At 61.1% G+C, this 18,751-nt stretch carries 22 protein-coding genes and 1 tRNA gene; 6 read left to right on the top strand and 17 right to left on the bottom strand.

What is annotated here, in order from left to right:
• Nucleotides 1-171: 171 nt before the first annotated feature.
• Nucleotides 172-897: a pirin family protein gene (locus AB8B20_RS27785; RefSeq protein WP_439073879.1), complete on the bottom strand. Its 726-nt coding sequence runs from the start codon at nt 895-897 to the stop codon at nt 172-174.
• A gap of 145 nt (nt 898-1,042) precedes the next feature.
• Here AB8B20_RS27785 and AB8B20_RS27780 point away from each other — a divergent pair, with 145 nt between their 5' ends.
• Genes AB8B20_RS27780 through AB8B20_RS27770 form a run of 3 tightly spaced genes read left to right on the top strand, consistent with a single transcriptional unit; the run spans nt 1,043 to nt 2,605 of the window.
• A complete protein-coding gene (locus AB8B20_RS27780; protein ID WP_439073880.1) occupies nt 1,043-1,936 on the top strand; it encodes a LysR family transcriptional regulator in 894 nt (297 codons plus the stop codon).
• A 40-nt stretch (nt 1,937-1,976) separates the two neighbouring features.
• Nucleotides 1,977-2,405, top strand: a complete 429-nt coding sequence (locus tag AB8B20_RS27775) for a hypothetical protein (RefSeq protein WP_439073881.1) — start codon at nt 1,977-1,979, stop codon at nt 2,403-2,405.
• Nucleotides 2,402-2,605 carry a hypothetical protein gene (locus tag AB8B20_RS27770; protein WP_439073882.1) on the top strand — a complete coding sequence of 68 codons (204 nt, stop codon included), beginning with the start codon at nt 2,402-2,404 and terminating at the stop codon, nt 2,603-2,605. Before AB8B20_RS27775 ends, AB8B20_RS27770 begins: the two co-directional genes overlap by 4 nt.
• 40 nt (nt 2,606-2,645) lie before the next feature.
• Here the strand turns inward: AB8B20_RS27770 and AB8B20_RS27765 are convergent, their stop codons facing one another.
• From AB8B20_RS27765 to AB8B20_RS27755, 3 genes are all read right to left on the bottom strand, one after another.
• The gene (locus AB8B20_RS27765) at nt 2,646-3,977 is read right to left on the bottom strand and encodes a molecular chaperone (protein WP_439073883.1); all 1,332 of its coding nucleotides are present in this window, start codon (nt 3,975-3,977) and stop codon (nt 2,646-2,648) included.
• A 109-nt stretch (nt 3,978-4,086) separates the two neighbouring features.
• Nucleotides 4,087-4,161 (bottom strand) — tRNA-Glu (locus AB8B20_RS27760).
• A gap of 108 nt (nt 4,162-4,269) precedes the next feature.
• Nucleotides 4,270-4,611: a hypothetical protein gene (locus tag AB8B20_RS27755; protein ID WP_439073884.1), complete on the bottom strand. Its 342-nt coding sequence runs from the start codon at nt 4,609-4,611 to the stop codon at nt 4,270-4,272.
• Nucleotides 4,612-4,678: 67 nt separating this feature from the next.
• On the opposite strand from AB8B20_RS27755, the gene AB8B20_RS27750 reads away from it, so the two are divergent.
• Together AB8B20_RS27750 and rpoH are read left to right on the top strand one after the other, a co-directional pair.
• Nucleotides 4,679-5,689 (top strand): RluA family pseudouridine synthase, encoded by a 1,011-nt coding sequence (locus tag AB8B20_RS27750; protein ID WP_175366979.1) that lies wholly within the window; start codon nt 4,679-4,681, stop codon nt 5,687-5,689.
• Between the two features lie 213 nt (nt 5,690-5,902).
• A complete protein-coding gene (gene rpoH, locus AB8B20_RS27745) occupies nt 5,903-6,802 on the top strand; it encodes an RNA polymerase sigma factor RpoH (protein WP_089261507.1) in 900 nt (299 codons plus the stop codon).
• Between the two features lie 65 nt (nt 6,803-6,867).
• On the opposite strand, the gene AB8B20_RS27740 is transcribed toward rpoH, so the two are convergent.
• The 7 genes from AB8B20_RS27740 to AB8B20_RS27710 all read right to left on the bottom strand — a co-directional run bounded on the left by AB8B20_RS27740 (nt 6,868) and on the right by AB8B20_RS27710 (nt 13,713).
• Nucleotides 6,868-8,517 (bottom strand): CHASE domain-containing protein, encoded by a 1,650-nt coding sequence (locus AB8B20_RS27740; protein WP_439073885.1) that lies wholly within the window; start codon nt 8,515-8,517, stop codon nt 6,868-6,870.
• Nucleotides 8,518-8,775: 258 nt separating this feature from the next.
• On the bottom strand, nt 8,776-9,405 hold the full coding sequence (ureG, locus tag AB8B20_RS27735; RefSeq protein WP_068733948.1) for an urease accessory protein UreG: 630 nt from the start codon (nt 9,403-9,405) through the stop codon (nt 8,776-8,778).
• A 192-nt stretch (nt 9,406-9,597) separates the two neighbouring features.
• A complete protein-coding gene (locus AB8B20_RS27730; protein ID WP_439074069.1) occupies nt 9,598-10,344 on the bottom strand; it encodes an urease accessory protein UreF in 747 nt (248 codons plus the stop codon).
• The gene (locus tag AB8B20_RS27725; protein ID WP_439073886.1) at nt 10,325-10,996 is read right to left on the bottom strand and encodes an urease accessory protein UreE; all 672 of its coding nucleotides are present in this window, start codon (nt 10,994-10,996) and stop codon (nt 10,325-10,327) included. The genes AB8B20_RS27730 and AB8B20_RS27725 overlap by 20 nt, the downstream gene beginning before the upstream one ends.
• A 17-nt stretch (nt 10,997-11,013) precedes the next feature.
• A complete protein-coding gene (locus AB8B20_RS27720; RefSeq protein ID WP_068733944.1) occupies nt 11,014-11,313 on the bottom strand; it encodes a putative quinol monooxygenase in 300 nt (99 codons plus the stop codon).
• A gap of 262 nt (nt 11,314-11,575) precedes the next feature.
• Nucleotides 11,576-13,288, bottom strand: a complete 1,713-nt coding sequence (gene ureC / locus AB8B20_RS27715) for an urease subunit alpha (RefSeq protein ID WP_068733942.1) — start codon at nt 13,286-13,288, stop codon at nt 11,576-11,578.
• Complete coding sequence (locus AB8B20_RS27710; RefSeq protein ID WP_439073887.1) at nt 13,279-13,713, bottom strand: endonuclease domain-containing protein; 435 nt, start codon at nt 13,711-13,713, stop codon at nt 13,279-13,281. Before AB8B20_RS27710 ends, ureC begins: the two co-directional genes overlap by 10 nt.
• Nucleotides 13,714-13,927: 214 nt before the next feature.
• Here AB8B20_RS27710 and AB8B20_RS27705 point away from each other — a divergent pair, with 214 nt between their 5' ends.
• Complete coding sequence (locus tag AB8B20_RS27705) at nt 13,928-14,257, top strand: hypothetical protein (RefSeq protein ID WP_439073888.1); 330 nt, start codon at nt 13,928-13,930, stop codon at nt 14,255-14,257.
• Between the two features lie 4 nt (nt 14,258-14,261).
• On the opposite strand, the gene AB8B20_RS27700 is transcribed toward AB8B20_RS27705, so the two are convergent.
• The 6 genes from AB8B20_RS27700 to urtC form a co-directional block, all read right to left on the bottom strand.
• The gene (locus AB8B20_RS27700; protein ID WP_116663917.1) at nt 14,262-14,567 is read right to left on the bottom strand and encodes an urease subunit beta; all 306 of its coding nucleotides are present in this window, start codon (nt 14,565-14,567) and stop codon (nt 14,262-14,264) included.
• Nucleotides 14,568-14,676: 109 nt separating this feature from the next.
• Nucleotides 14,677-14,979, bottom strand: a complete 303-nt coding sequence (locus AB8B20_RS27695; protein WP_068733936.1) for an urease subunit gamma — start codon at nt 14,977-14,979, stop codon at nt 14,677-14,679.
• An 18-nt stretch (nt 14,980-14,997) separates the two neighbouring features.
• A complete protein-coding gene (locus AB8B20_RS27690) occupies nt 14,998-15,852 on the bottom strand; it encodes an urease accessory protein UreD (protein ID WP_439073889.1) in 855 nt (284 codons plus the stop codon).
• Between the two features lie 25 nt (nt 15,853-15,877).
• Nucleotides 15,878-16,573, bottom strand: a complete 696-nt coding sequence (urtE, locus tag AB8B20_RS27685) for an urea ABC transporter ATP-binding subunit UrtE (protein WP_068733931.1) — start codon at nt 16,571-16,573, stop codon at nt 15,878-15,880.
• 142 nt (nt 16,574-16,715) lie between these two features.
• A complete protein-coding gene (gene urtD / locus AB8B20_RS27680; RefSeq protein ID WP_439073890.1) occupies nt 16,716-17,564 on the bottom strand; it encodes an urea ABC transporter ATP-binding protein UrtD in 849 nt (282 codons plus the stop codon).
• Nucleotides 17,564-18,736, bottom strand: coding sequence for an urea ABC transporter permease subunit UrtC (urtC, locus tag AB8B20_RS27675; RefSeq protein ID WP_439073891.1), 1,173 nt, complete (start codon nt 18,734-18,736; stop codon nt 17,564-17,566). The genes urtD and urtC overlap by 1 nt, the downstream gene beginning before the upstream one ends.
• Nucleotides 18,737-18,751 lie beyond the last annotated feature (15 nt).

Genomic DNA, 18,751 nt, shown 5'->3' with positions numbered 1-18,751 from the left:
GCGGCGAGATTTCGGACGGCTAGTTCGTCTTCCAAGAGACGCACGCGCTTCAATAGGCTGGAAAGATCAGTCGTTCATTGTGGACCTCTAGATAACGTGCTCGCAGGATTGCGCGCACACGTCCAATGGCACACGTCGCACGTGTCATCTTCGGCGATGGCGCTAAGCCATCTAGATGTTTCCGCTGAACATGCCGCCTTTGAACACCGGCGCCGACGGGTCGGTGGTAAAAAGAACCAGGTCCGACGGGGTCGTCGCGTTGACTATCCTATCGCCTCCCTCGAGGTAAACGCTTTCGCCCGCCCGCAAGCTCAAGCTGTCTATGCTGACCTCTCCATCGTAGACATACAGCAGGCGGACGGCGCCAGCGGCTTGAATCTCTGGAAGAGGCAAGCTTGCCCCTTTGGACAGGCGGACATCCTGCACCCACGCTTGCGCTCGGACCTCCAGCGGAGCGCCCTCAGGAGCTGCCAGAAGGCGCCAAGCATTGATGCTGTAGGCGTCATCAAAGTCGTGAAACTGGACCTTCGGCTCGAGATCGCGCACGCGGGGACGCAGGGCCTCGGTGATATCGGGTCCGAGCATCTCCTCTTCGTGCTGGAACGTGTGACCCGCATTCATCATCATCAGTCGGGTGGCGGTGACGTCCTCTTCGTTGCCGACGCTGTCGCGGTGGAGCGTTACGCCTTTTCGGCTATAAGTCAGAATTTCATCGTCGCGGTGGGGATGCATGCGGATGATGTGCCCTGGATGGACTCTCGCTCGATCGATGCGGCCGATGGCACCGATGCCGCTGTCGCCGGCGTTCACCGCCAGCCCCGGGTAAAGGATTTCGACTGCGAAGCCACGTTTCCAATCACCCCGTTTGTCGCCTGCGTTGAGTTTGATCGTCTTCATGACGAAATCCTTTCTTACGTTCTTCGGTATTACCCACCCATCCGGGTACGTAAGTCTCACCCTGTTTAAAGAATGTATCGTTCCTGCTTTTGCGTAATAGCGGCACCCCGTGATACGCTGTGTCGCTTTTTGGGGAACGAGACTTATGGAAATGGAAGACCTGAAGACCTTCGTGGAGGTTGCGGACTCTGGTGGTGTCTCCTCTGCGGCGCGTCGTCTGGGCGTTGCGAAGTCCATCGTTAGCCGGCGGCTACTCCGTCTGGAATCCGAATTGGGAGTCCAACTTCTCGCACGAACCACTCGCGGCGCCGCCCTCACCGAGGCGGGAGTAGCGTTTCGCGAGCGCGCCGCCCGCGTGTGCACGGAGATGGATCTTGCCAGAGAGGAGATCTCGCCGGAGGGCGAGTTGCGTGGGCTTCTGCGGGTGGCGGCTCCGGCGTCGTTCGGGCCGACGCACTTCGCGGCAGCGCTCGCCGAGCTCGCCCGTCGCCATTCGCGACTTCAAATCCATACGCGCTACAACGACCGTTACGTCGATTTGGCTGGAGAAGGGTTCGATTGCGGGATACGCGTCGGCTATCTGCCTGACTCAAATCTCGTTGCGCGTCGCATCGGCGAATTTTCGGTAGGTCTCTATGCCAGTCCAGACTACGTGAGCGAGCACGGCGTTCCAGAAGAGCCGGCTGACGTCCTCGGTCATCAGGCCATCATGATAGGAACAGAAAGCTGGAAGTTCAGCCTCGGGAACAAGACGTTCCCGATCCATCCACAAGGTCGTTTCAAGACGGATAGCGCGATCGCGATCGCAGAGGCAACAGCGGCCGGCATTGGCATCGCCGCCCTACCGAATACGATTGCGGAACGCTGGGTGACGTCCGGCGCTTTGATGCGGGTGATGCCGCGTTTTAAACTTCCCCCCGTGGGCGTCTATGTTGTGCGCCCGCCAGGCCAACATCTTGCGCGAAAAATAAGAGTTCTCATTGATCTGCTCGCTGAGAAGTTTGGACGGCATCGCTTGCCGGACGCGGCGGATATCTGAGCCAATTGATCCGCAAGAACGAAACGACATCCGCGGACGCGTGAACGCTGCCATCGGCTTCATCAATGATGCAATCGATGCCATGCAGGCAGTAGGTGTCCAAAGGACGCGCATGCGGAGACATGACGAGAGTTACAAATGGAATGATGATTACTATGACAGGATAGCGCAGATGATTTTCAAGATCATTGGACATGCCGCTTCGCTGAAGACAAAGATTTTGAGGGCTGGTCAATTCAATACAGTGCGATTTGGAGCAGAATTTCAAACTTTGATCGCAGCGAAACTCGCAAGATCATACTCTTCAAAGTTCGCCGACTGCTGTATGAGGAGGTCAAAAGTATTCACCGGATTCCAAACTACGCTAATGCAAAATATCTCGGTTATTGCCTTAATGTGCTTGGAGTTACGGTCGGTAATAAACGCTGCCACCAAGGCGAAGATTACGCCTTGCGGAAGGCTGTCGTGATGTTCGCCCGCGCGAACTACCTCTGGCTCGTGAAGAGACAACCTCGCGTGGCCGCTGCTGTACTCATCGGCACCATTTCATTTGACGAGCCAAGAAGGCAGTTGGTGAAAACTTACAGTGAAGGGTTAAGTCTTGTAGCGCCGACTGACGTTTTGGATTTGGTCGAACCGGTCGGTAGCGTTGAGCAACTTACTGAATAGCGAGCTGATCAAGTTGCCACTGGCGACTTGCCCCTTAGTTTTATGCGACGTTCCGACAAGCCGCTTCTGCGTCGGCCGGCGCCAACGCGATCATCTGCAAATATTTAAGTTTTAGCTTGAGGCCGTGACCATCACCGTATTTCGGCTTTCCGCTCGCATGACCCATCAGTTCGTCGGTGAGCTCGTCGGGGCATTCAACGTTGCGCAGCCGGTCCTTGAGACTATGTCGCAGCGAATAAAGCGTGTGCATCTTCGACAGCCACATGCCGTTCTCTTCGAAATACTTGTTCACGGTCGCGGAGAGCGTGTCGCCGTTGTCAGCATATTGCGCGAAGCCGTTGGGGAATTCGCGCATCGCATCGAGCGAGATGCCGACCAGCGGCACATCGCGCTCCGAGGCCTGCGATTTCAGGACGCGGCCGAACGGCTTCACCCGCACATGCGGAATCTCGGCATCGAGCAGGATGAACCCGGGGGTGAGATTGATGATCTCGACCGGCCGCATGCCGGTATTGACCATAATGCGCACCACGGCCCGCGCCTGATCGTTGAGGTCATCGAGCGCGCCGGGCCGCAGGATTACGCCGGTGATGAACGGAATCGGATAGGGACTGCGGCTGCCATCCTTGCCGCCGCGCAGCCGCAGGCCAGCAACGATGACCTCCTTGTCGAGATTGTGCCGCATGCTCACTTCGCGAACCATGCGCGTGATGTGGCTGATGTTCTTGTTGGCGGTCCGCACCTGGATGCCCTGATCCTTCACGCGCTTTGACCAGTGGTCGCGCAGCTTCAGCATCTTCTCGCGCGTCAGATCGTTCACCGTGCCGTCACCGGCGACCTCGATCAGGATTTCGATAGCCCGCTTTTTTGCGGCCTTGAACTTCGTCAGCTGCCGCGGCGAATAGCCGAGGCGCTCCGTCGCCGTCGCCAGATCGAATTCCTCATAGAGCGCAGAGAGCTTCACCGTCGGCGCCGCGATCGCTCCGAGCACGGCAGCGCGGGTGTCGGGATCGTGCACCCGATCGCCGGTGCCCAGCGTGTCAATCCGGCGAATGAGATCGACCGGCGCTTCCTTGGCGATAGCAGCCGCCGGCAGATATGGAAGGTCGAGGATCAGCGAGCGTTTAACGGCGGCGTTGTAATCGAGCTTCGCCTGCTCCGCGTTACCGCCAGCGCACATGCGCCAGTACGCCTCGGTGTCGAGGTTGAGACGCTCGGCGATCTCAATCGCCTTGCGTCCGCGCTTGTCGTCCACGACCTTTATGCCGGTCGTCAGCCTGACGGGCACCCGCGTGTCAAAGGCAGCATATTCCTCTGGCACGCGCCGCTGATAGTGCCAGACCCCGTTCCGCTTCGTCAGATACTCACTCACCCTGCACCCATGTAGGACGCTATGTAGGACGAAACTGTCGCAACAAGGGCTTGAAGTGTCAATGAAATTGCGAAAACGTCTTGCTTATAAGGGGCTTCCGCGAAAGGCGTGGCGCTCCGTAAGGGAATCGAACCCTTATTTTAGCCTTGAGAGGGCCATGTCCTAACCGTTAGACGAACGGAGCGTGCGCGGGAGGGGATAGCCGGGAATGGCGGCGGCTGCAAGATGCTGGCGGCCCCTGCCCCCATCATGGTTATGGTCCCCAAGCAAACTCAGTGGTCGCAGGCGAAATCTAGGGCTCGCTGGCGAATTTCAGCGTCCCGGCGGGTTTCAGGTTCTTGGCGTCGAAAGTGCGGATTTCGGTGCTGCCGCCGACGTCCAGCGTCAGCACGATCCGGTCGCCGGCTACCCCCGTGGAGAGGATTTTGGCGCCTTTCGGCAGGGTCGCGGTCGTCGCCGACGTCACAGTGCTTCCATCCGTGCGGAAAAGGCGGTAGCCGATCACGACGAGCAGCGCGCCGACGCCCAAGGCGGTGGTCAGGCCCGCGATCAGCATCATGCGGCGGACGCGCGCGATCATGGCGGCCTGTTCAAGGGTCGGTTCGGGCGCGCTATCGGCGGCGGGCTGGGTCATGCAAACACTCGTCTCTTAATTCACGGCTCTCGAAGCAACACGCTTCTGTCAGGTAAGGCTTTACGGAATGAACGATCAACGGCTGGATGTCACGGTGCAGGGCGACGAAGGCTCGACCCGGCTCGATCGCGTGCTCGCCGTGCGCAGCCCGGCTTTGTCGCGGTCGCGGCTGAAGGCGCTGATCCTCGCCGGCCAAGTGACGATCACCCGGTCTTCGCAGGACCCCACCCCCGTGCGCGACCCCGCTTATCATGTCGCTGCCGGCGATACGATCACAATCGACGTCCCGCCGGCCATCGCGCCCGAGCCCGAAGGCGAGGATATCGCCCTCGATATTGTGTTCGAGGACGAGGACATCATCGTCATCAACAAGCCCAAGGGCCTGGTCGTGCATCCCGCCGCCGGCCATGAGACCGGCACGCTGGTGAATGCGCTGATCGCCCATTGCGGGGCATCCTTGTCGGGGATCGGCGGCGTCAAGCGGCCGGGCATCGTGCACCGGCTGGACAAGGACACCACCGGATTGATGGTGGTCGCCAAGAACGACGCCGCCCATGCGTCGCTGACGGCGCAATTCGCCGATCACGGCCGCACCAACGAGATGCGGCGCGGCTATATGGCCTTTGCCTGGGGCATTCCGAACCGGCCGCGCGGCACGGTGGAAGCGCCGATCGACCGGCACCCCCATGCCCGCGAGAAAATGGCCGTCCGCGAAGGCGGCCGCGATGCCGTCACCCATTGGGAAGTGCTGCAGGAATTCCCGGATCGCCACGGCAAGCCGATCGCGACCCTCTTGGCCTGCCAGCTAGAGACTGGCCGGACGCACCAGATCCGCGTGCATCTGGCGCATATCCAGCATCCGCTGATGGGGGATTCGGTCTATGGCTCGCATTTCAAGACCAAGGCGTCGTCGCTGGGCGTAAAGAGCCGCGCCGCGCTGGAAGCGCTCGACCGGCAGGCGCTTCACGCCTATTTGCTGGCTCTGGAGCACCCTCGCACGGGCGAGATTCTGGAGTGGACCAGCGAGCTTCCTCACGATTTGGCGGTTCTGAGAGCCCATATGGCCGTGCCAGAATGACGCAGATGCATATAAAAAAGTAAGCCTTTCCAAACGCTTATATTGGCCCCACGGGAACGTGACAGGGAATTCACTTTCAATACGCTTGTAGTAGGGTGTATGTTGCACCTGCGTCAAATGAGACGCGGAACATCGCAGCCAGGGCGGCTTTAACAAAGCGCTCGCTGCCTGGCCCGCCGCTATCGGGGGTCTGAACCACTGGAGGGCATCATAATGGCCCGTACAGCTACCCTTCCGGTTCTCAATGGAGAATCCGGCCTCTCGCATTACCTCGCCGAGATCCGCAAGTTTCCGATGTTGGAACCTCAGCAGGAATATATGTTTGCCAAGCGTTGGCGCGAGCACGACGATCGCGACGCGGCACATCACCTTGTGACCAGCCATCTGCGACTCGTCGCCAAGATCGCCATGGGCTATCGCGGCTACGGTCTGCCGATCTCCGAAGTTGTCTCGGAAGGCAACGTCGGTCTGATGCAGGCTGTGAAACGCTTCGAGCCGGAGAAAGGCTTCCGCCTGGCCACCTACGCCATGTGGTGGATCAAGGCCTCGATTCAAGAGTACATCCTGCGTTCGTGGTCGCTCGTGAAGATGGGCACCACCGCGAACCAGAAGAAGCTGTTCTTCAACCTGCGTAAGGCGAAGAGCAAGATTTCCGCCCTGGACGAAGGCGATCTTCGCCCCGACCAGGTGAAGCTGATCGCCACGCGTCTCGGCGTGACGGAACAGGACGTGATCGACATGAACCGCCGCCTCGGTGGCGACGCGTCGCTCAACGCACCGATCCGTGACGACGGCGAAGCTGGCGAATGGCAGGACTGGCTGGTCGACAACTCGCCCAATCAGGAAACCATCATGGCGGAGCACGAGGAGTTCGATCATCGCCGTCAGGCGCTGAACGGCGCCATCGGCGTCCTCAACCCGCGCGAACGGCGCATCTTCGAGGCTCGTCGCCTCGCCGATGAACCGATGACGCTGGAAGATCTCGCCTCGGAGTTCGGTGTCTCGCGCGAGCGTGTCCGTCAGATCGAAGTCCGTGCCTTTGAAAAGGTGCAGACCGCGGTCAAGGGCACCATCGCCAAGGCGGAAGCTGCCGCTCTGGAAGCTGCGCACTAACAGGCGCAGCGGATACAACGAATACGAAAGCCGGCGGAAACGCCGGCTTTTTTTGTTGGGGTCAATTATCTGATCGGCTTCGCCAGCGCTTCTGTCCGGTCGCGCTCGGTCATGTCGATCACCGTTTCGACGGGTGCCGTCAGTTCATAGACGTAGGACACATCGGTGAAGTAGCGCTTCGCCGTACCACCCAGCGCTTCCGGCGCCACGCGATCGAGTAGCACCAGACCGAAATCGCTGTCCGGCCGCCGCGTTGCTTCGCTGGTGTTGAACTCTTCCCAGCGGAAATTGAACAGCCCATCCGGCTCACTGCCCGTAATCTCCCAATGCGCAACAATGTGCGGATGCTTGCCCACCAACGACAGGCCTTCATCGGAATGCGAGGCCAGTTCAAAGAACAGCAGCGACAGGCTCTGCGCGGCACGCGCGCTGACAATGATATCCGGACCTTCCAGTGCGATACGGTCGGCATGCGGGATCGCTCGCGCCTCGAACAGGCCCTTGAGCTGCACCCCCTGCCACTGGCTCTCGCTCAGCAGCGACACGACATTCGACATCGCGTGAATACGACCGATCAGGAGATCTCGCGCGTTGTCCACATCGGAGCCGTGACGCAACGTGCGTGTCACGATGGACTGGATCACCGCCAGAATGTTCTTCACGCGATGATTGAGCTCGTCGATGACGGCGGTCAGGCGACGTTCGAAGCCGATGCGGATCTCCACCTCGCGCCGCAGCCGCAGATTGGCGTAGGAGACATAGCCGAACAGCCCGCAGACGATGGCCGTCAGCGCGAGGCCGACCCCGCCGACGATGATCGCGATACGCTGCGCGCGCAGCTCGGTATTGATCTTCGGATAATAGCCCAGCGACCAGTCACGCCCGCCGAACGAAACCGTGCGCAGGACTGCCAGCGCAGGACCATTCGCCACCAGCGGGCGCGCCGTTACCCTGCCATCGTCGTCGGCGACGATTTCGCCGTCAGCGACGCGCGGATCTTTCAGCGCCACCGAGAACAATGACATCTCGTCATTGGCCAGCATCAACGGTCCAAGTTCATAGGAGAACGACACGAAGCCGGCCGGCGCGGGATCGCCTTCGGGCACAACTGGCGTCACCAGTACCAATCCCAGCGGTCCATCGGGCTGTTGCAGCGGCGTGGGGCTGGAGGCGACCGGCTTGCCCTCGTTCACGGCGCGCACCAGCGTTGGACCTGTGACGGGAGAGAAATTCAGGGCGCGACCGGCAAAGCCTTCGGTGACGGAATTGCGCGGCTCCACATCCATCAGCACGTCGAGCGGCTGCCCCAGCGCCCTGGCATCGAGGCGATCGTCGTTGTAACTGCGGATCGTAGGATTGCGGTAGCCAGCACTGGCCAGCTCCGCGCTGGCGGCCGCGAATTCGTTCGGCTGCAGGCGAGCGATCCAGGCGGCAATCGCGAAATCGGTCTTGAAGGCGTAGATCGAAGCCCGCAGCGGCTGCAGCATATTGGCCTTCATGACCGTCGGCGCACGAAACAGCCCGGCCGCGACGCGGGCCAGCAATTCGCGCTCGGTCAAACGCTCCTGCACCAGGCTGGCATGGATATCCACGGCCCGGCCCAGCGCGATATTCTCGATCGCCAGCTCCTGGTCATGCACGCGATAGGCCGCAAGGCCGGAGAGCAGAGCTCCGACCAGTGCCAGTAATGCGATGATGAAACCAAGCCGGACCACACGGATACTCGGGAAATTAGGACGTTGCTGCCGGGTCAGCGGCTCAGGAGTATGCCAATCATGCCGGAACAATTTGGTTCCAGCCCGATGGAAATTATTTCCGGACCGGACAAATCTTGAAAAACAGGCTTAACGCAATATCACACGACACGTTGGCCGACGGGCATCGACCAGCCCGTCGTTATAGCCAACCCAATATGAACGCCTCAAGTCGAAGCCCGCTCGTGAGAACTACGGCAGAGGCCTTATTCACAAGTCTCAGGCGACTGCCTTGGCCTTGAGGCCGCCCTTGCTCTCAATGAATGAGATAATCCGGTCGAGACCTTCCTGCGTCTTCATATTGGTCATCACGAAGGGCCTGACCCCGCGCATCCGTTTGGCGTCGACGTCCATCTTCTCGAGCGAAGCTCCGACATAGGGCGCCAGATCGATCTTGTTGATCACCAGCAGGTCGGAGCGCGTGATGCCCGGCCCCCCCTTGGAGGGGATCTTGTCGCCGGCCGCAACGTCGATAACGTAAATAGTGATATCGGCCAGTTCCGGCGAGAAGGTCGCCGCGAGGTTGTCACCGCCGGATTCGATCAGCACCATGTCGAGATCGGGAAACTTGACGCGCATGTCGGCAACGGCGGCGAGGTTCATCGAGGCGTCCTCGCGGATCGCCGTATGCGGACAGCCGCCGGTTTCGACGCCAGCAATGCGATCCGCTGTCAGCGAACCCGAGCGCACCAGATATTCGGCATCCCACTTCGTGTAGATGTCATTGGTAATCGCCGCGATGTCGTAGCGCTCGCGCATGGTCTTGCACAGCAGATCCATCAGCGCGGTCTTGCCGGAGCCGACGGGACCGCCAATGCCGACGCGGAGCGGACCGTGAAAACTGGACATGTCAGGGGTGCTTTCGGTTGAGGATGAAGCGACGGCACTCATCCTGAGGAGCGGCGGCTTCGCCGCGTCTCGAAGAATGTGCCAAGCAACTCATGGTTCGAGACACGCGCCAAACGGCCCGCTCCTCCAGCCTGAACGCGATTGCGTTCAGGCGACCATGAGGGGTCTGGTGTGTGATTTGAGTTAGAGCCGTCATGACCTGAATAGCCGCGTATATTGCGTCTCGTGACGCATGCTGGCGATATCAGAGCGAAATGTCGCGCCGCCGAGATCGTCGAGGGATGCGGCCATAGCGCGATGGCCTGTGGTCACGACGACGGGCTCCAGCGCTGCAAGTACGCGCTGGCTGTCGGTCTGGCCGAGCGGCACCAGCCGCGCGCCAGCGGAAATCCAGTTCGAGACCACCGCGTGGAAAAAGCCATGCATGGTTGCCGAGAGCGGCACACCATGGGCGGCGCTCACAAGCCCGACGGCAACGGGATAGACGATCGGGCTGTCGCATATCCCGATCAGCCGCTCCATACCCTCATGCGACCAGGCATTGCGCGCGATCTCGATGAAGGCCTTGCCTTGCGTGGTGGTCTCCAGCTGACGTTCCCTTGATGGCGCGAAGGCGCTGGCGAGTTCGGCAACCTCGCGCAATGCCTTGTCGTCGCCGTCAGATGCTGCGCGGTGCACATGAGCGAAAAACACGCCATCGCAAAACCCTGCGCCATCGGACAGCATCGCCGACAACCAGTCCTGCAGGCTGGCAGCATCGGTGATGTCGCCTGCTTCCACCGCCCATTCGATACCGCTGGAATAGGAAAACGCGCCGACAGGAAAAGCAGGCGACAGCCAGGTCATCAGCCGATACAGCGCAGCGCCTTCGTCGGCAGACAAGGCGGGAGAGTCGTTCAGCGAACTATTGTCCGCCGGTCTATTTGTGGTCATGAGCATGAGAGTGACCGTGGTGGTCGTGCTTGCTGTCGTGATCATGATGATGATCGTGATCGTGATCGTGACAGCAATGCTCGTCATGGACATGCTGGTCATGGCCATGACCGGCATGACCGTGCGCGTCATGGCTGTGGCCATGGTGGTTGTGCCCATGATCGTCGTGACTGTGTCCATGCTCGTGATGAGCATGATCATGATGTCCATGACCTGCCGACTCATGCGCAGCGGCATAGGCGCCGCCTTCGGGATCGAACGGCGCGTCGATCTCGATCACGCGCGCGCCCAGGCCCTTGACCATTTCCTCGATCACATGGTCGCTGCGGATGCGCAGCCCTTTGGCCATGATCTGCGTCGGCAGATGGCGATTGCCGAGATGCCATGCGAGCCGCACCAGATGGCCGGGATCGGTACCCCGGATTTCGATCAGCGGCTCCGGCGCTGCGACCACCTCGATCAAGCGGCCGTCTTCCAGCACCAAAGCGTCGCCGCCCCGCAGGGCGACGGCGTTTTCGAGATCGAGCAGAAATTCCAGTCCGCGCGTCCCCGTCATCGCCATGCGGCGACGATGACGATCGTCGAAATCGAGAACGACGGTGTCTGCCGCCGCCTCTGTCCAGTTGTATTGGCCTTTGACCTCAGTCGCGCGGATCATGGAATCTCTCGTTTGGTTTAACGCACCACGACGTCAGCCGGGGTGATGATTTCGATCTTCGGAGGCGCGCTGAAGCATTTCACCGCGACGCGGCCGAAGGTCTTCATATGTTCCTGCGTCCGGTGCGGCACCAGTGCCTCGGCATTCTCCCACTGCTCGACGAACACCATGCGGGTCGGATCGGTGACGCTCTCGTGCAGATCATAGGCGATATTGCCCGCTTCCTTGCGGGTCTCGGCGATACAAGCCTTGGCAGCTTCGATCAGTTCGGCACGTGCTTCGGGTTTCACGGACAAAGTGGCAACGACGTAGATCAAGGGGAGTCCTCCCGGTTTGTTGTTATGGCTAAGAATGCCGGGACGGACATTAGGGGGGAATGCGAGGGGGAGGAAGGGGGGCACCTTTCATCTCACCGCCTCTACTCGTCATTCCGGGGCGCGTCGAAGGCGCAGCCAGCGACGCGAGCCCGGAATCCCGACATGGTGAAGTGCCGTCGTGCCCCAGCGCGAGATTCCGGGTTCGCCGACCGTCGCCTGCGGCGCCGGTTCGGCGCCCCGGAATGACGAGCGATAGCGCACCTCAATACATAAAGTACCTCTGCGCCATCGGCAGCACTTCCGCCGGCTCGCAGGTCAAAAGCTCGCCATCCGCCCTCACCTCATAGGTCTCCGAGTCCACCTCGATCTTCGGCGTCGCGCCGTTATGGATCATGCTCTTCTTCGAGATGCCGTCGCGGACATTTTCCACCGCATAGAGCGACTTCTGAATGCCGAGCTTCTTGGCGAGACCGCCGGCCACCGCCGCACCGGATGTGAACACCACCGACGACTGGGTCAGCGCGCGGCCGAAGGCGCCGAACATCGGCTGGTAGTGCACCGGCTGCGGCGTGGGAATGGACGCGTTCGGATCGCCCATTGGCGCCGCGACGATCGAGCCGCCCTTGATGACGAGATCCGGCTTGACGCCAAAGAACGCCGGCGACCACAGCACCAGATCCGCCATCTTGCCCTTCTCCACGGAGCCGATCAGCTTCGACACGCCATGCGCGATCGCCGGATTGATCGTGTACTTGGCGATGTAGCGCTTGACGCGGAAATTGTCGTTGTTGCCCTTGTCTTCCTTCAGCGAGCCGCGCTGCTTCTTCATCTTGTCGGCGGTCTGCCAGGTCCGGATGATCACTTCGCCGAGCCGGCCCATGGCCTGACTGTCCGACGACATCATGGAGAGTGCGCCGAGATCGTGCAGAATATCTTCGGCGGCGATCGTCTCCTTGCGGATGCGGCTTTCGGCAAAGGCCAGATCTTCCGCAATGGAGGGATCGAGATGGTGGCACACCATCAGCATGTCCAGATGCTCATCGATGGTGTTGCGCGTGAACGGCCGGGTCGGATTGGTCGATGACGGCAACACGTTCTTGAGGCCCGCGACCTTGATGATATCGGGCGCATGGCCGCCGCCGGCACCTTCGGTGTGGAAGGCGTGGATGGTACGACCCTTGAAGGCCTTGATGGTGTCCTCGACGAAGCCAGACTCGTTCAGCGTGTCGGAGTGCAGCATCACCTGCACGTCGTAGTCGTCGGCGACGCTGAGGCAGTTGTCGATCGCGGCGGGCGTGGTGCCCCAGTCCTCGTGCAGCTTCAGCGCACAGGCGCCGGCATTGATCATTTCCACCAGCGGCGCGGGCTTCGAGGCATTGCCCTTGCCGGAAATGCCGAGATTGACCGGGAACGCATCGAAGGACTGGATCATCCGCGCAATGTGCCATGGACCGGGCGTACAGGTCGTCGCGAAGGTGCCGTGCGACGGGCCGGTGCCGCCCCCTAACATCGACGTGACACCGGACATCAGCGCGTGTTCGATCTGCTGCGGGCAGATGAAATGGATATGGCTGTCGAAGCCGCCGGCGGTGAGGATCTTGCCCTCGCCCGCGATGACATCGGTGCCGGGACCGACATTGATGGTCACGCCCGGCTGGATATCGGGATTACCGGCCTTGCCGATGGCGTGGACCATGCCGCCCTTGAGCGCCACATCGGCCTTCACGATGCCCCAGTGATCGACGATCAGCACGTTGGTAATGACGGTATCGACCGCGCCCTGCGCGCGTGTCGCCTGCGACTGCCCCATGCCGTCGCGGATCACCTTGCCGCCGCCGAACTTCACCTCTTCGCCGTAGATGGTGAAGTCCTTCTCCACCTCGATGATCAGATCGGTGTCGGCGAGTCGCACGCGATCGCCGGTGGTCGGGCCGAACATGTCGGCATAGACGGAGCGTTTGATTTTCACGGGCATGTTTTCGCTCCATTGGCCGGAGTATTCCCTCCCCCCTTGCGGGGGAGGGTCAGGGAGGGGGGTGTGCCACAGGTCGCGGCCTCGCCGATCGCGAGGACAACACCTTCGAGATTCTTCATGACATCGTCATTGCTGAAACGAAGGACGCGATAGCCACGCGCGGCAAACCAAGCGTCGCGGCGCGCGTCGTGCGCGATGCGCTCTACAAAATCATGGCTTTCACCATCGACTTCGACAATGAGCTTGCTCGCATGGGAAACGAAATCAGCAATGTAAACACCCATCGGGGCTTGTCGACGAAAAAACAAATTTGCCAGACGATGTGCCTTTAGCTGTCGCCACAGCAAGGTCTCGGCGCGAGTCATTACGCGCCGCAGTTCCTTGGCGCGACCGCGCTGAAACTCGCCGACCTCGTTATGTAGCATACCCCCCTCCCCGCCCCTCCCCCGCAAGGGGGGAGGGAGCACTACGGCCGTCACATTCCCAACAATCACAACTTCACCATTACGTCGCTGCGGAATCCATAGACGGTACGCTTGCCTGCGCCTTCGTTCATTGACGGCGTGACCCGCGACTTCCATAGCTTCGCGCACCCCAGCAAGGCGCGCGGCGTCGGGATCTGAGACGGAGACCGATATCGTGAGATGGAAGAACGTCTATCCATTTGCTGCGGCATGCCTGCTGTTCGCACTGACGTTCTGGCTATACATGACCCGCGTCATGTGGCTCGGATTTCCGGATGGCTTCATTGCCGAACTGGACGCCGCTGAAGCGATCCTCGTCACCTGGTTCAACTGGTTCAGCATCGCTCTGGGCATCTGGTTCGTGATCCTTGGCATCCGATCGTTCCGTGACGATATCGGACGTTGGTCATTGTACAGCTGTCTTCTGTTCGTCTCGGTCGTCCTGATATCGCTGACCATCGATCAATACTTCCGCTCGTTCATGATGGACAGCGCCGGCGGCTAGGCGCTCAGAGCTTCCCCATCACATCGCCGCGGAAGCCGTAAACCGTGCGCTTGCCAGCGAGTTCTACCAGTTGCACGTCGCGGGTCTGGCCAGGCTCGAAACGCACCGCAGTGCCTGCGGCGATGTCAAGGCGCATGCCGCGGGCCTTCTTGCGGTCGAATTTCAGCGCGGGATTGGTTTCAAAAAAGTGGTAGTGCGAGCCGACCTGGATCGGCCGATCGCCGGAATTTGCCACCGTCAGCGTGACGGTCTTGCGGCCGGCATTGAGCTCGATCTCGCCGTCCTGGATGAAGAGTTCGCCGGGGATCATGTGACCTCTCGATTTTCCCGGTGTCATGGCCGGGCTTGACTTGGCCATCCACGCCTTAGAGCGCTGAAAATGGATGCCCGGGTCAAGCCCGGGCATGACGGAGTTTGAACTAGCGGATCGGTTCGTGCACCGTGACGAGCTTCGTCCCGTCGGGGAATGTCGCTTCCACCTGAATGTCGTGGATCATCTCGGCGATCCCATCCATGCATTGCGCGCGGGTGATGACCTCGGCGCCGGATTTCATCAGCTCGGCAACGGTGCGGCCGTCGCGCGCACCCTCGACGATGAAATCGGAGATGATGGCGATGGCTTCGGGATGGTTGAGCTTGACGCCGCGTTCCAGCCGGCGGCGCGCCACGATGGCGGCCATCGAGATCAGGAGCTTGTCTTTTTCGCGGGGGGAGAGATTCATGCGAACACTCTGATAGGTTTAGTTGAGCCACATGCGCGGCAGCATCGCGCCTGATCGTCCAAGCACCGCCATCATGTCGGCGCGCAGCTTGGCCGCATCTTGTGCACAGAAGCGGGCCATTGCAAAGCCGTTCCAGCAGGAGATACCAACTTCACCGCCAGCGCCATCCGTGGCTTCGCGTAGCCGCTCGATGAGTGCTTCATCGCCGGGCACGATCAGCGCCGTGCCGATGGCCACCGCGCCATTGCCGATTGCCGGCCGGGCCAGTTTCGCGGCGATATCGCCATCCAGCCGCACGTTTTCCGCGAACACCAGCCTGCCACCGCGACGCAGGCGCCAGCGATCGACGAAAGACCCCGTCTGCATCACCTCACCCATGGCCGCACGACCGAACACCACGATCTCGCAAAGCAAAAGCGTCGCGCGATCGGCCAGATCGATATCGATGCGCCTGATGGTGCGGGCCTGGTCGAACAGGATGGTTTCCTGCGGCAGCCAGGACAGATGCGCGCCGGCCTCGGCCTTCAGCGCGATATTGATTTCGGCCGCGGGACCATGGGAGCGATAGACCTTCTCGGCGGCGGCGGTCGTCACAGTCAGGCTGGTGCCTTCGCCGGCCGCGATGTCGATATCGAAACGGTCGCCGCCTGCCGCACCGCCGGCGGTATTGACGAACATCGCAGACAGGCCGTGATCTTCGGGGGACGGAAAGCGCACGCGCAGCGAGCCGGATTCATGCAGCTGGCGGCGGCGCGTCTTGCTCTCCGCCAGATGCACGTCGAACTTGACCGCACCGCGGGCACGGTTGGCCGCAAAAATCGCCGAGGACGATGAGATCGCCGATGACGACAGCGTGGTGTTGTCAGCCTGCATGCGCTCCCCGGCTTTGAACCCGGCCCTACAGCGCCATCTGGCGGCTGATCTCGGCGGGATCGAGCGTGCTGCGGTCGCAGGTGTATTTCACCGCGCCGCGATCCATCACGGCGAAGTTGTCGCCGAGTTCGCAGGCAAAGTCGAGATACTGCTCCACGAGGACGATGGCGATATTGCCGAGCGAGCGCAGATAGGAAATCGCGCGGCCGATATCCTTGATGATCGAGGGCTGGATGCCTTCGGTTGGCTCATCCAGCAGCAGGAGTTTCGGCCGCATCACCAGCGCACGGCCGATGGCCAGCTGCTGCTGCTGGCCGCCGGAGAGATCGCCGCCGCGCCGCCCCAGCATCGAATTCAGCACCGGAAACAGCGAGAACACATCGTCGGGAATGTTGCGGTCGGCGCGCTTCAGCGGCGCATAGCCGGTCTTGAGGTTCTCTTCCACGGTGAGCAACGGAAAGATCTCGCGCCCCTGCGGAACAAAGGAAATGCCGCGCCGCGCCCGCTCGAACGGCTTCAGCGTCGAGATGTCCTGCCCGTCGAAAGTAATAGAGCCTGACGAGATCGCCTGCTGGCCGACCATGGCGCGCAGCAGCGAGGTCTTGCCGACGCCGTTGCGGCCGAGCACGCAGGTGACCTTGCCGGGCTCCGCCGAGACAGTGACGCCGCGCAGCGCCTGCGCCGCACCATAATAGAGGCTGATATTATCGACTTTCAGCATGGTGATGCCTCAGGCATTCGCGATTTTACTCCGTCATGGCCGGGCCTGTCCCGGCCATCCACGCCTTGTGTATTAGCAGAAAAGACGTGGATGCCCGGGACAAGCCCGGGCATGACGGCGTGTGTGGTGAAGTGCTGCATCATCACCGCCCCAAATACACTTCGACCACGCGGTCATTGGTCGACACATCGTCGATGGTGCCTTCAGCCAGCACTGTACCTTCGTGCAGACATGTCACCTTGACGCCGAGCTCGCGCACGAAGGTCATGTCGTGCTCGACCACCATCACGGTCTTGTTGTCGCGATTGATCGCTTTCAGCAGTTCGGCGGTCTGATGCGTCTCGACGTCGGTCATGCCGGCCACCGGCTCATCCACCAGCAGCAGCTTCGGATCCTGCGCCAGCAGCATGCCGATTTCGAGCCACTGTTTCTGGCCGTGGGAGAGATTGCCGGCGAGACGGTCGCGCGAGTCCGTGAGGCGAATGGTCTCAAGCACCTTGTCGATGCGCTCTGCCTCGCTCCGGCTGCCGCGCCAGAACAGCGTGCCGCGCACGCTGTGATCGACATTCAGCGCCAGCAGGAGATTGTCGTAAATCGTCTGGCTCTCGAACACCGTCGGCTTCTGGAATTTGCGACCGATGCCGAGCTCGGCGATCTTGGTTTCATCCAGCAACGTCAGGTCGTGAATGCCGTCGAAATAGACGTCGCCCTCGTCCGGCTTTGTCTTGCCGGTGATGATGTCCATCATCGTGGTCTTGCCGGCACCATTGGGGCCGATAATGGCGCGCATCTCGCCGGGCGCGAGCACCATCGACAAATTGTTGATGGCATGGAAGCCGTCGAACGAGACGTGGACGCCGTCGAGATAGAGCTGCGCGGAGGTGATGCGCTTCTGACGGGCTTCCGCCTCGCGTGCCGCGACCACAGGATCGATCACCGCGGGCGCGTGGGAGGCCGGCGTTACGGGGGCTGGCGTTTCAGTCACGGTCATCACGCCTTCTCCGCCAGATGAGGTTTGGTGACGCCATCTTCCGCTGCAGCGCTCTCGGCATTCGCGCTATTGCTGGCTTTGCGGCTTTCCGACCACGCATTGAAGGTGCCGATGATGCCCTTGGGCAGCAACAACGTGACAAGAATGAATAGCGCGCCCAGCATGAACAGCCAGTAGGGAGCAAGGGCGCCGGACGTGAACACCGTCTTGGCGTAGTTGACCACGACCGCGCCGAGCGCCGCACCGACCAGCGTGCCACGACCGCCGACCGCGACCCAGATGACGGCTTCGATGGAGTTGGCCGGGGCGAATTCACCGGGATTGATGATGCCGACTTGCGGCACATAGAGCGCACCCGCAACACCGGCCATGCAGGCCGACAGCGTGAACACGAACAGCTTGTAGGATTCGACGCGGTAGCCCAAGAATCTTGTGCGGGATTCCGCGTCACGTATGGCGATCAGCACTTTGCCGAGTTTCGAGGTGACGATGGCGCGGCAGACGAGGAAGCCGACGATCAGCGCCAGACAGCTCAGCGCAAACAGCGCCGCCCGGGTGCCGTCGGCTTGCACGTTGAATCCGAGGATATCCTTGAAATCGGTCAGGCCGTTATTGCCACCGAAACCGAAATCGTTGCGGAAGAACGCCAGCAGCAGCGCATAGGTCATGGCCTGGGTAATAATCGACAGATACACGCCCGACACGCGCGAACGGAAGGTGAGCCAGCCGAACACGAAAGCGAGGATGCCCGGTGCGATCAGCACCATCGCCGCCGCGAACCAGAACATGTCGAAGCCGTACCAGTACCATGGCAGCGCCTTGTAGTTCAGGAACACCATGAAGTCCGGCAGCAGCGGATTGCCATAGACGCCGCGCGAGCCGATCTGGCGCATCAGATACATGCCCATGGCATAGCCGCCGAGCGCGAAGAAGGCGCCGTGTCCGAGCGAGAGAATGCCGCAATAGCCCCAGATCAGATCGATCGAGAGCGCGAGGATGGCGTAGCAGACATATTTGCCGAACAGTGCCATCAGATAGGTCGGCACCTGCAGCGGCGAGTCCGCGGGCAGCAACAGATTCGACAGCGGAATGACGATGCCGACGGCAGCGACGATCAGCAGGAAGATCGTGGCGCTGCGGTCCAGCGTTCGGGTGAGGAAATGCGGCGTCATGAGATGGCTCCGCAG

The organism is Tardiphaga sp. 866_E4_N1_4, from assembly GCF_052076075.1.
In the GTDB taxonomy this organism is placed as follows: Bacteria; Pseudomonadota; Alphaproteobacteria; order Rhizobiales; family Xanthobacteraceae; genus Tardiphaga; species Tardiphaga robiniae.
Note: the sequence above shows the minus strand (reverse complement) of the source record. Positions and strands in the feature narration are given on the sequence as shown.